This window comes from Mucilaginibacter sp. KACC 22773, assembly GCF_028736215.1.
Classification (GTDB): Bacteria; Bacteroidota; Bacteroidia; order Sphingobacteriales; family Sphingobacteriaceae; genus Mucilaginibacter.
On the sequence record NZ_CP117883.1, the window covers coordinates 3,524,128 to 3,536,626 of the forward strand.

9 protein-coding genes are annotated in these 12,499 nt (G+C 41.2%); 3 read left to right on the forward strand and 6 right to left on the reverse strand.

Features of this window, described 5'->3' with window-relative positions; genetic code table 11:
- Window positions 1-76 precede the first annotated feature (76 nt).
- Window positions 77-685, forward strand: a complete 609-nt coding sequence (locus PQ469_RS14630) for a DUF2238 domain-containing protein (RefSeq protein ID WP_274213628.1) — start codon at window positions 77-79, stop codon at window positions 683-685.
- A gap of 120 nt (window positions 686-805) precedes the next feature.
- Here PQ469_RS14630 and PQ469_RS14635 read toward each other — a convergent pair whose 3' ends face one another.
- Window positions 806-1,171, reverse strand: coding sequence for a response regulator (locus PQ469_RS14635; RefSeq protein WP_090652661.1), 366 nt, complete (start codon window positions 1,169-1,171; stop codon window positions 806-808).
- Between the two features lie 215 nt (window positions 1,172-1,386).
- On the opposite strand from PQ469_RS14635, the gene glgX reads away from it, so the two are divergent.
- Window positions 1,387-3,534: a glycogen debranching protein GlgX gene (gene glgX, locus PQ469_RS14640; protein WP_274213629.1), complete on the forward strand. Its 2,148-nt coding sequence runs from the start codon at window positions 1,387-1,389 to the stop codon at window positions 3,532-3,534.
- Window positions 3,535-3,937: 403 nt separating this feature from the next.
- On the opposite strand, the gene PQ469_RS14645 is transcribed toward glgX, so the two are convergent.
- Window positions 3,938-4,558 carry a TetR/AcrR family transcriptional regulator gene (locus tag PQ469_RS14645; protein ID WP_090652663.1) on the reverse strand — a complete coding sequence of 207 codons (621 nt, stop codon included), beginning with the start codon at window positions 4,556-4,558 and terminating at the stop codon, window positions 3,938-3,940.
- Window positions 4,559-4,730: 172 nt separating this feature from the next.
- Here PQ469_RS14645 and PQ469_RS14650 point away from each other — a divergent pair, with 172 nt between their 5' ends.
- The gene (locus PQ469_RS14650; protein WP_274213630.1) at window positions 4,731-5,849 is read left to right on the forward strand and encodes a mechanosensitive ion channel family protein; all 1,119 of its coding nucleotides are present in this window, start codon (window positions 4,731-4,733) and stop codon (window positions 5,847-5,849) included.
- Here PQ469_RS14650 and PQ469_RS14655 read toward each other — a convergent pair.
- The 4 genes from PQ469_RS14655 to PQ469_RS14670 form a co-directional block, all read right to left on the reverse strand.
- Window positions 5,846-6,331, reverse strand: a complete 486-nt coding sequence (locus PQ469_RS14655; RefSeq protein WP_274213631.1) for a DUF4126 family protein — start codon at window positions 6,329-6,331, stop codon at window positions 5,846-5,848. The genes PQ469_RS14650 and PQ469_RS14655 overlap by 4 nt on opposite strands.
- A 179-nt stretch (window positions 6,332-6,510) precedes the next feature.
- Entirely contained in the window at window positions 6,511-9,945 is a 3,435-nt protein-coding gene (locus PQ469_RS14660; RefSeq protein WP_274213632.1) for an efflux RND transporter permease subunit, read from the reverse strand.
- A gap of 26 nt (window positions 9,946-9,971) precedes the next feature.
- Window positions 9,972-11,081, reverse strand: coding sequence for an efflux RND transporter periplasmic adaptor subunit (locus PQ469_RS14665; RefSeq protein ID WP_274213633.1), 1,110 nt, complete (start codon window positions 11,079-11,081; stop codon window positions 9,972-9,974).
- A 31-nt stretch (window positions 11,082-11,112) separates the two neighbouring features.
- The gene (locus PQ469_RS14670) at window positions 11,113-12,462 is read right to left on the reverse strand and encodes a TolC family protein (protein WP_274213634.1); all 1,350 of its coding nucleotides are present in this window, start codon (window positions 12,460-12,462) and stop codon (window positions 11,113-11,115) included.
- Window positions 12,463-12,499 lie beyond the last annotated feature (37 nt).

Genomic DNA, 12,499 nt, shown 5'->3' on the forward strand with positions numbered 1-12,499 from the left:
CCTTTATCATGCGGTACCGGCGCGACAAATTATCGGGCAGGTTGCGACTATCCGAAATTAATACTCATATTGTAACATGAAAAAATACTACCTGTTAGTGTTCCTGTTTTTTGCCGGCTTAATAGGCTCGGGCATATACGCGCATGACTATTTCACCTGGATATTAGAAGTTTTTCCGGCAATTTTAGGTTTCATTGCCCTGGTTTTAACATTCAACAAATTCAGGTTCAGTTATTTTACTTACATTATGATACTGGCACATTGTTATGTATTATTTATAGGAGGCCATTATACATATGCGCTGGTGCCGTTGTTTGATTGGGTAAAAGAGTTTTTTCACCAGGCACGTAATAACTACGATAAAGTTGGCCATTTTACCCAGGGCTTTGTACCTGCCCTGATAACCCGCGAATTATTCATCAGGAAAAATATTATCCAAAAACGCTGCTGGCTGGCCGTACTGACGGTTTGCGTTTGTACCACTATCAGTGTGTTATATGAGTTTTTAGAGTGGTTTGTATCCGTGGCTTCAGGCTCATCCGGCGATTCATTTTTAGGCACCCAGGGCGATATCTGGGATACGCAATCAGATATGTTGTTCGCCATGATAGGCGCAACCTGCATGGTTATATTTTTTGCAAAGTTACAGGATAGGCAAATAAGGGATTTAGGGCCGGCGAAATAACGTCAGATACAGTTTATTTAATATTTACAATTTGCCGATAACTGCCATCAACGGGGCCACCAGATACAGGCCGCTTAACATTTTCCGGTTTACAAAACAAAAAAAATAATTAACTATTAGCTAAGCTGCGCGTTTCAAATAATGGTCAACCAGGCGGGTAAGATCGGCCAGTTCAAATGGTTTACTCAACCAGGCGTCGGCACCGCATGCCTTAGCAATATCGGCCAAATCAGGATAACCGGAAATCAATATTACAGGTATATGATAGGTTAACGGATGTTTTTTGATAGCAACGCAAAGTTCGCTCCCAAAGCCATCTTTAAGCTTATAATCAACCAACACCATATCTGGCATGTGTAATATAACCCCTTTTATTGAGTTTTTATCCAACGAAGCAACGGTACGGTAGCCCTCATCATGCAGGATCATCTGTATCGCGTCAGACAGATCTGCATCGTCTTCAACAACAAATATTTTTTTACTCATAGGTTTATTATAATAGATATACAAAGCTACATAAGTTAATTTACAACCATCAATTATAAATTAACAATTTTAAACCCAAAGCAACCAATGTGTTCATTTTTTTACAATGTGGTTATCAGTTACCAAGTAATAAAAAAAAATAACGATCAAACAAATCCAACGCTTTTTCCTTAAATAGCTGATAATTTAAGTTTTTGATAAGTACCTCATCCCCTATGAAAATAACAACATACCCTGGTAAATCATTCCCACTTGGCGCAACATGGGATGGTAAGGGCGTAAACTTTACACTATACTCCGAGAACGCTACCGGCGTTGACCTTTGTTTGTTTCACAGCCCCGAAGATGAAGTAGAAACAGAAAGGATCCCGGTTACCGAATATTCCGAACTCATCTGGCATATCTATATTCCCGGTTTAAAACCCGGTCAGCTTTACGGTTACCGTGTAAGCGGCCCCTATGATCCCGAGAACGGCCATCGGTTTAACCCCAACAAGCTTTTGCTTGATCCTTACGCTAAAGCCATATCGGGTACCATTAACTGGGACGATTCCCTTTTTGGCTACCAAATAGGCAGCGATGAAAAAGATTTGAGTTTTAGTGAAACCGATAACGCGGCCTTTGTACCCAAATCGGTGGTTGTTGATCATAATTTTGATTGGGAGGGCGATGCTGCTCCTTGTATCGAGTACTTTAACTCGGTGATATATGAAGCCCACGTTAAAGGTTTCACCAATATGCATCCCGATATTCCGAAAGAGATAAGGGGCACTTATGCCGCCATCGGTCATCCGGTAACTATCAAATATTTAAAAGCGCTTGGCATAACCGCTATCGAACTGATGCCTATCCATCATTTTTTAAATGACAGGCACCTGGTTGAAAAAGGCTTAACCAACTATTGGGGCTATAATACCATCGGCTTTTTTGCGCCCGATGCCCGTTACTCATCAAGCGGTGTGCTCGGCGAGCAGGTAACCGAATTTAAAACCATGGTAAAAGAGCTGCATAAGGCAGGCATTGAAGTGATACTTGACGTAGTGTATAACCATACCGGCGAAGGCAGCGAGATGGGGCCTACCCTATCGTTCCGCGGCATTGATAATTGTTGTTACTATCGCCTGACCGAGGATAACCGGTATTATATGGATTATACAGGCACAGGGAACACGCTAAACGCCAATTTGCCCAACGTATTACGCCTGATGATGGATAGCCTGCGTTACTGGATATTGGAAATGCACGTTGACGGTTTCAGGTTTGACCTCGCCGCTACGCTGGCGCGCGAACTGCACGAGGTAAACCGGCTAAGCGCTTTTTTTGATATTATTCACCAGGACCCCTGTATATCGCAGGTAAAATTGATTGCCGAACCGTGGGATATTGGCGAAGGCGGCTACCAGGTAGGCAAGTTTCCGCCGGGATGGGCCGAATGGAACGGCAAATATCGCGACAGCATCCGTGATTTCTGGAGCGGTACCGAAAGCTCATTGGCCGAGTTTGGCGACAGGATTACCGGCAGTTCCGATCTTTACAAATCATACCGCAGGCCAACAGCCAGCATCAACTTTGTAACCGCCCATGATGGCTTTACCCTGAACGACCTGGTAACCTACAACGAAAAACATAACGAAGCCAACGGAGAAGATAACAACGATGGCGAAAGCCACAACCGCTCCTGGAACTGCGGTGTTGAAGGCCCAACTAACGATGAAGCCATTAATGAATTGCGCGAAAAACAAAAACGAAATTTCCTGACAACCCTGTTCCTATCGCAAGGAGTACCGATGCTTGTTGCCGGCGATGAGATGAGCCGCACCCAAAATGGCAACAACAATACTTATTGCCAGGACAACGAATTATCCTGGATCAACTGGGACACAATGGATAAAGATCTGATGGGCTTTACGAGCAGGCTGATTAAATTGCGAAAAGAACATGCGGCATTTTCACGCAAGAACTGGTTTAAGGGCGAAGTAGAAAAAAAAAGCGGTGTAGCCGATATCGCCTGGTTTTTACCGGGTGGATCGGAAATGAGCGAAGATAACTGGAACCATGATTTTGCAAAATCAGTTGCTGTTTTTTTGAACGGATTAGGGTTACATAGCGTTAACGCTGAAGGTAATAAGATAATAGACGATAGCTTTTACATTATCTTTAACGCCCATAGTGAACCATTAAACTACAAACTGCCAACTGCCGAATATGCGGCCAGCTGGGAGCTTTTGATTGACACAGATAAAAAAGCAAACGAGAAAGTAAAGGGAGTATTTAAAGCAGAAGAAACGATACAGGTTGAAGGGCGGTCGGTTGTACTGCTTCAGCATCAATTGATCCATAATGGCGAAACAAAACATAACTGACAGAATATGATGCATTAATTTAACAACAAAGGGTTTTAAAACAAAAAGGGGTGAATGTGAAATGCTAACTAAGTTTTACTAAAAAACACAATATTGATGTTAGTCATTTTTAGCCCTTTAATGCAAATCATTTAACAGTGTACAGAACGCCGGAGGGTAAGAGGCAAAAAGCCGGATGAAAAATAAATCTTCATCCGGCTAAATCACTCTAAAACAATCACCTCTTATTAAATAGGAAGTTATAAACAATTAATAGATAGATGCTTTTACAAAGCCTATTAATTGAATGTTTAAACAAAGGTATCTATAATATACAGATTGTGTGGAGCAACGGATTCATTTTTACGGGATACTGACATATATACTAACCGGTATTATACCAATCGGTACTTAACCTATAGTGTTAGCAATACATCAAACCCTTAATAAATATATCGGTAAGCAAAAGCTTCTTGGTCCTGATTTCTTCAAGGTGCTCCTTGCGGGGGAAACTGGTTTTCTTTTGAGATACGGCCCCTACCCTGATGCCATGCATGGCATCCAATAAAAGGTCTACCAATTCCTCTGGTTTTTCTATCGGGCTTATGCAGCCCTTTTCTATTTCGCTTTTAACGGCGTTGCCCAATAGTGCAAGCTCGGCTTTGTGCACCTGTTCAACAATTTCCCAGATGGTATCGGGCAAATTTTGCTCGTTAAGCCTAAAAAAATCAAAAAAGTTATAATTACTTACTATAAAATCGTGATGGGTGTTTATCTGAAACACAAAAGCTTCTTTAAGGCTGCCGAATGTATCAGCCTTTTCTTCCAGTTTTTTCAGGTAGTCTACAGCCAGTTTTCGCATTACGGCCATATATAGCTGGCTTTTATCCGGAAAGTAATAATATAGCAGTGCTTTTGACATTGAAAGATCGCCGGCTATTTCATTCATCGTGGTTTTTGAATAACCATAATGTAAAAAACGCTCGTACGATGCCTCTAATATCTTTTCCCTTTTTATATCCTGATGGTCGTGGGTTGTAGCCATTGCCGTATCAATTATTAAATCCCAGTCAGCATAAAAACTAAATTCCTGACTTTTTAAACAAATCTATCAAAAAATCTATACATAACTGTACCAAGTCCCCTTTCATTACGTGTTGTTAAAACAATTTTACATTCGTAGTATTTATGATAGTAATTAACTAACATTATTAAGCATGAATATTGTTAACAGACTGCCCCCTGATCTGCTTGAATTTTCTAAACAAATCCCCGCCATCCTATGGAACCTTATTATAATGGTAACAGCTATCCTGATAGGTTTGCTCATAAAGGTTGCAGTTACACGATTATTTAAAGTTTATGCAAAAAAAGAAGCTACGGATTATTCTTTCTTCAGATCTGTCATCGTAAACCTGGGTAAGGCCATAACCTACTTTATTCCTTTGTTCCTGTTCAACCTGTTTATCCCGCTAATGCGGATGGATAAAGCCTACCTTAGTCCGCTTGATAAAACAATTGAGATTTGCCTTACCATATCATTCGCGGGCATCCTGGTACGCTCCATAAGCGTACTTGAAGATTATATTTACCACACTTACGACCTTAATAAAGCCGATAACCTGGTTGAACGTAAGGTGCGTACGCAAATTCAGTTTATCCGTAAATTTTTGGTGGTACTTATTGTGTTTGTAACCATCGCCATCATCCTGCTTAGTTTTGACAGCATGCGCAAAATTGGTACAGGTTTACTAACTGGTGTTGGTATAGGCGGTATTATTGTGGGCTTTGCGGCGCAAACCTCATTGGGTAACCTGCTGGCCGGTTTCCAGATAGCGTTTACCCAGCCTATCCGTATTGATGATGTGCTGGTTGTTGAAGGCGAATGGGGGCGCGTGGAAGAGATTACCTTAACCTATGTAGTACTAAACATCTGGGACAAACGAAGATTGATACTCCCCATCAATTACTTTATCACCAAGCCCTTTCAAAACTGGACACGGACATCATCCGAAATTTTGGGTACCGTGTTTTTGTATGTGGATTATACCATTCCGCTGGATGCTATCCGTGCGGAGTTTGAGCGGCTGATTAATTTAAGCCCGCTGTGGGATAAAAAAGTGCAGGTGGTACAGGTAACGGATACCAAAGAAAACAACATCGAGGTACGGGTACTCATGAGTGCCCGCAACTCATCAGAAGCGTTTGACCTGCGCTGCTACGTCCGCGAAAACCTGGTAGGCTTTATACAGCAAAACTACCCTGGCAGCTTACCAAGAATCAGGAACGAGGTTAGTAACCTTGAAAAATATTTGCAGCCCAAAGCCGAAGCTTAAGCTGCATTTGAAAATTCAATACCACTGCCAATTACCAGGGCATCTTCAATAGCGCCAACAAACGGGTCGGTTACATTGCTGGCTTTTACAGCATCTTTACGTAACCAAAAACTGCCAAATGTTGATGCAAAAGCCGCCGCGCCGCCAATTAAAGCGCCGGCAGCCGGGTTGCCCCCTGTTGCTTTATATATACTTGCGCCGGCAAGCGCTCCAGACATCATCCTGAACACAACCGAAACCGGTTTAATCCGGTCTTTTGCCGAGGGCAGTTTATCGCCGATGATCTCGCCTACGGCTAATATTTTCAGTGCCAACGCGACATTCCTGGATTGCATAAATTTTAACGGGGAATGATCAAGTCGTTTGGTTTGATGATGGCTTAATATATGACTGGCAATAACCGGTGCCGATGTTGACCGCATACCGGCCAAAGCGCCCAACCCCATAACCTGCCAAAAAGGATGTGTTATTTTGAGTTCCATATTAGTGCTTATTATACCATTTAAACCAAGCAGTGCTTATTATGTTCTGTATAAAACATATAAATCAATAATTAAATACCGGAATTATAAAAGGCAACCAGCACAGTCAAAATTATTCCACAACAAAAAAGCCGCCCCGATAAATTCAGGGCGGCCATTATTCTTTGTAGTTTAAAAAGTTAAACTTCTTCTGCTTCTAAAACCGGTACATGTTTTTCTTCCTTTTTACCAAAAAGCCGTGCTTTCAGGTTGTAACGTATAAGGTACATACATGGCACCAGGATCAGGGTGATGATGGTAGCAAAACCAAGGCCGAAGATCATTGTCCAGGCTAATGGCCCCCAGAAGGCTACGTTATCGCCACCAAAGTGAATGTGTGGTGCAAAGTGGCTAAACATCTCAACAAAGTCGATATTGAAGCCTACAGCCAATGGTATTAAACCTAATATGGCAGCGGTGGCGGTTAACAATACCGGTGTCATACGGGTATGCCCCGCTTCAACTACGGCATCGTGTACGCTTGCGCCCTGATCAATCAACATATCCGTAAACTCTACCAGCAAGATTCCGTTTCGGACAACAACACCGGCAAGCGCTATAATGCCCACACCAGTCATAACGATAGCCATAGTCATGCCAAAAATACTTACCCCCAATAATACCCCTATGATACTGAAGAAGATTTCGCTGATGATGATTAGTGTTTTACCTATTGAGTTAAACTGAATCATCAGGATAATAAATATCAAACAAAATGATGTGGCTAAAGCTCCACCAAGGAAAACAACCGCCTCCATCTGATCTTCCTGACCACCACCCTGGCGAATGGTAACCGTTTCCGGTTTTTTAAAGTTAGCGATTGCTTTTAAGATCTGGGCATTCACATCATTAGGGTTATAAGGCTTAATGACGTTGGAACCTAAGGTTAACACCCTGCGTTGTTGTTTACGTTTGATGTTACTATAGGTGTTTGAATACCTTACATCGGTAAAAGCCGAGATAGGAACCTGCCTGATGGCACCACCTGTAGCCAAATCGCGGTAGGTAATTTTTAGGTTTTTCAATTCATCAATATTACCGCGCTGGTTTTCAAGCGCTCTTACCTTAATCTGGTAGTCATCTTCCTTAGTATTCCTAAAGTCGCCCGCTTTCCAGCCTAATACGGCCGTTACCAATGATTTAGTAATTTGAGAACTGTTGATACCCTCACGGTTGGCACGCTCACGGTCAATATCGAAAACGATTTCCGGTTTATCGCTTTGCACGTCGGCAACAAGGTTTTCAATACCCGCAATATTTTGCTTGGTTAGGTAACTTTTTAGCCTGTTACCGGTAGCAACAAGTGTATCGATATTGTCACCAACAATTTCAATGGCTATGTCCTTTTGAACCGGAGGACCGCTATTTTCCTGCGCAACAGAAATTTTTGCTCCAGGTACACTACCTACTGCTCCACGAATCCGTTTAAGGATAGCCTTAGTGTCTTTTCCTTCACGTTTACCAAATTCCACAAAAGCTACCGTCACTTTACCTTTATTCTGATAATCGCCCTGATCTTCATCTGTAGGATCACTTACCCCTTTGGTAACATTTGATATTACAGATGATACAATATCTTTATCCGGTTCAACAGCGGCAGCCACACGCTTTTCAATTGTTTTTGTTACTTCGTTGGTAGTTGCCTGGTCAGTACCGATAGGCATGGTTACATATACATAAGCGAAATTTGGATCGCCGGATGGGAAAAACTCGGGTGTTTTACCTAAAAAGTGGTTAATGACCAATGCCAAAATAAACAAAACAAAAGTACCACCCAACACAGTGCCCGGGCGTTTTACGGCGCGCTCCAGCCATTTAGCATACCATTTCTGGAATTTTGGCCATGCATTGTTTTGAAATCTGTCAATAACCCTCAACAATACAAAGTGGTTAAGCAAATATAAAATGATACATAGGGCCAGTAAGTTCCCCATACCCATAGTCCATTTGCCCATAAAGAACATCAGGTAGCTTAACGCAGCCAATACGCCCATCACCAATACGGCACGTGTTGTTTTTTTATCAAACTTAGGGTTATCGTGTTCGCCGCTTACATGTGGCTTCATAAAATCAACCGCGAAAACTGGGTTCATGATATAAGCCACTACCAACGATGCCAACAAGGTAATGATAAGCGTAATTGGTAAAAAGAACATGAAGTGACCGATTAAGCTATTCCAGAAAGCCAATGGAACAAATGGTGCCAGTGTGGTCATAGTACCAGAAAATACCGGCAGAAACACTTCACCCGCAGCCATCTTAGCGGCTTGTTTAATAGGTACTTTACCATTATCAAAAATACGGTGTGTATTTTCAATAACCACAATAGCATCATCCACTACTATACCCAATGCCAACAGGAACGAGAACAATACGATCATGTTTAGTGTAAAGCCAATAGCCGGCATGATCAGGAATGCTATAAAACATGATAGCGGAACTGATAACGCTACAAATATGGCGTTGGTTGTACCCATAAAAAACATCAGGATAACGGTTACCAACATAAAACCGATAACAATGGTGTTGATCAAATCGCTAAGCGTAGTACGGGTTTTGTCTGACTGATCGCCTGTTACTGTGATATTCAATCCTTTAGGGAAAACAGTTTTTTGTTTATCCTTAATCAATTGATTTATTTTATCCGATGCCTGGATCAGGTTTTCGCCAGCTCTTTTGCTTACGTTAAGGGTAATTACGTTTTTAAACTTTGTGCTCTCAGGTGTTTTTAAGCGGGCATAACTTTCCTGCTCTAAAAATGAGTCTTTAACCTCAGCTATATCACGCAGGTAAACCGCCTGTCCCTTAGGGTTACGGATAACCATGGCGGCAACCTGGTCGGCATTTTTAAAATCCTGTTTAATATCAATGCTGCGTCTAACACCATCTGTTTTAATGGTACCAGCAGATGCCAGCACGTTTTCCTGGCCAACCCCGTTGATGATATCATCAAAGCTGATCTGCGCGGCAGTCATCTTATTCAAATCTACGTTGATCTGAATTTCGGGCGTAAGCGCACCTACTTCGTCAACCTTCGAGATCTCTTTGTAACTCTCTATTTCATCTTTCAACAGGTCGGCATATTCCTTCAACTTCTTCAGGTCATAATCGCCTGATATATTGATATATAAAATCGGCAAATCGGCTACGTTGATATCTGATATAACGGGCTCTTTGTAGTTCGCGTCGTTTTGAGGCAAATCCTGTTTGGCCTTGTCAACTGCGTCCTTTACGTCGATCTTGGCATCTTTAATGTCAATATTGGCATTAAACTCCGCAGTAATAACCGATACGTTTTGCAGGGAATTTGACGTTACTTTTTTTAATCCTTTTAACGACTTTAATTTTTTCTCTATCTGCCTGGTTACCAGATTCTCGATATTTTGCGGTGATTGGCCAATAAATGTTGTGGTAACAAACACTTTGGACTGCGCGATATCAGGAAAGTTTTCTTTTGGCAGATTATTATAACTAACAAGACCTAATATCGTGATCAAAAATATGAGCACGTATATAGCCGTTTTATTATCGATGGCCCAACTGGAGGGCGCGAATTCTTTGTTCAGATCTTTCATAATAAACAGATCAATTGTTAATAAAATTAATTAGCACTCTGTAAAACTTTGACTTTGTCGCCGTCTTCCACTTCAGTTGCACCTTCAGTAATCAACTGATCACCTGCCTTTAATCCCGATAATATTTCAGTTTGGCCGCCATATGTGCCGCCCGATTTTACATTTACACGTTTTGCAATACCATTCTGGTTCAACAACACGTAATCGCCTTCTTCCGATTTCTGGATGGCTTTTACAGGTACAGTTATAGTATTTTCCTTAACATAATTAGCAATTTGTATGATGGCGGTCATGTTAGGGCGTAAGGTTTTACGCACAGGTAACTTAATTTCAACACCAAAGCTTCTTGATGTAGGATCTATAACTTTAGCAGCAAATGTCACCTTAGTTACTAAGGAATCGTTAGCATCCGGCACTAATATTTTAACTGCGTTGCCTGTATTTACACTACCCGAATATGATTCAGGTACATCAGCTTTAACCTTCAATACATCGGCGTTTACAACGCGGATACCTGTTTGGCCTGCTGTTAAGCCCTGTCCTATCTTAAGGTCCATTTGGTCGACAGTACCACTAATTGGCGAAACAATACGTGATAAACCAGCTTGTTGTTTTAAACTTGCTAAAGCTCTTTTGCTGGCTTGCAATGTTGTTTGCGCCTGTAGATACTGTACTTCGGTACCAATTTTTTGATCCCATAAGTTTTTCTGTCTTTCATATAAGGTTTGATTTAGGCTTACCTGGGCCTCAGATTGCGCTATATTTTGTTGTGCTACGCTATTATCCAACTGCGCAAGTACCTGACCTTTATTTACATGATCGCCCACTTTAACATACAAAGCCGTAATGATACCGTTTGCCTGCGGAAACGCGGTAACGTTATCCTGCGCGTCAATTTTACCTTGTATTTGTACATAGTTGGTAAATGTACCGGCCTTTAGCACTACCGCTGCTACATCAGTTGTTTTGCCGCTATCTGTTGTACCAACTTCTGCTTGCAGTTTGGTTATTTTGGCATTAATATCCTGTTGCTGTTTTTGCAAGTCGGCCAATTCGGCTTTCTTGTCTTTTGGTTTTTCGGTGCAGGCAGCAGCCAAAAGAAGTAACGCCGCCGGTATGTAGAATATCTTTTTCATATCGTTATTTTATATTGAGTTTAGTTTGTGTTTATTGAATTCGTCCGTATGCTTTATCAAGATCAACCTTACTTACCAGGGCGTCGTACAATCCCTGGATATACTTGTTATCGGCATCCTCAAGACTGGTTTGCGCTTGTGTTACCTCAATGCTTGAGCCAACGCCCTGCTGATATTTGATTTTTGATACCCTTAATACTTCGCGTGCAAGCTCCTGGTTGGCTTTTTGGTTATTGAGGGATTGTAAACCATTCAGGTAACTCACACCTGCAACCTTAGCATCAAGATTTATGGTATTTTTAAGATTTACCAGGTTATTTTGCGATTGCATCAATGAAATTTTGGCTTGTTTTACCTGGTTGCTGCGCTGACCGCTGCTAAAAATGGGGACGTTTAACGATAAACCGATGTAGCTTGATGGGAAAGAGTTTTTATACAAGTTACCAAAACTATTATCCTGGTATGATGCCGCGTAATTGCCGTTAAAATTTAAAGTTGGCAAATAGGCCGCTTTTTTGTTGGCTAACAATAACTCGTTTACCTTTTTATCAGTTTCCTGTAAAGCATATTCAATGCGATTGTGGTAAAAAGCGGTATCCTGGCCTAATTCTGCAACGCTGTTATCCATTTTAATATCAACCAGCTTATCCTTTAATGTCAGGTTATAATCTATGGGCATTCCCATCTGAAATTTTAACATCTGGTAGTTTAAAGCAAGCGATCTGATCACATTTTCGCGCGTAGTAACCAAATTATTGTATTGAACAGTAATACGGTCAACATCAATCTTTTCAACAAAGCCCTGCTTATTTTGGGCTACGGTTTGATCTAACTGTTGTTTTAACTGCGCAATGTTTGCATCATAAAGTTTTATCTGCTCATCGCTCACCAAAACCTGATAGTAAGCTTTTGTTACACTAACGTTTGTTTCAATTTTGGTGCGGGTAAGGCTCCTTTCAGATAATTCCTTATAAGTTTTTGATGCTTTTAAACCTACAAAATAACTGCCGTCGAATATTTTTTGTGTTAAACTCAACCCCAGGTTTGAATTGTACTTTACACCGAATTTCACCGGGATAAATGTACCTGGCGCTCCAAAAAACTCGCCTGGCAATAAACTTGTTGGAACCTTAAGGTAATCAGTAAACGATGCGCTACCATTTATCTGTGGCAAGCCTGTGCCTGTTGTTTCCTTAATTTTATATTCGGCACTTTTAACATCAAGACCGGCATTAACTACGGTATTCTGGTGCTCATAAGCATAATTAACACAGTCCTGCACGCTGAAATTAAAAGTTTGATTATTAGGTGGCGTTTCCTGGGCATAGCTTTTAAGGGCTATGGCTCCCAAAAATGTGGCCGTAAAAAGTAAATATTTCATTGTATATATAGTTGTTTGGTGATTTTTTTTCTATTGT

Coding starts and splice junctions, on each gene's coding strand:
- PQ469_RS14650 (WP_274213630.1), top strand. CDS start 4,731: ATGAATATTGTTAACAGACTGCCCCCTGATCTGCTTGAATTTTCTAAA.
- PQ469_RS14670 (WP_274213634.1), bottom strand. CDS start 12,462: ATGAAATATTTACTTTTTACGGCCACATTTTTGGGAGCCATAGCCCTT.
- PQ469_RS14665 (WP_274213633.1), bottom strand. CDS start 11,081: ATGAAAAAGATATTCTACATACCGGCGGCGTTACTTCTTTTGGCTGCT.
- PQ469_RS14655 (WP_274213631.1), bottom strand. CDS start 6,331: ATGGAACTCAAAATAACACATCCTTTTTGGCAGGTTATGGGGTTGGGC.
- PQ469_RS14645 (WP_090652663.1), bottom strand. CDS start 4,558: ATGGCTACAACCCACGACCATCAGGATATAAAAAGGGAAAAGATATTA.
- PQ469_RS14630 (WP_274213628.1), top strand. CDS start 77: ATGAAAAAATACTACCTGTTAGTGTTCCTGTTTTTTGCCGGCTTAATA.
- PQ469_RS14635 (WP_090652661.1), bottom strand. CDS start 1,171: ATGAGTAAAAAAATATTTGTTGTTGAAGACGATGCAGATCTGTCTGAC.
- PQ469_RS14660 (WP_274213632.1), bottom strand. CDS start 9,945: ATGAAAGATCTGAACAAAGAATTCGCGCCCTCCAGTTGGGCCATCGAT.
- glgX (WP_274213629.1), top strand. CDS start 1,387: ATGAAAATAACAACATACCCTGGTAAATCATTCCCACTTGGCGCAACA.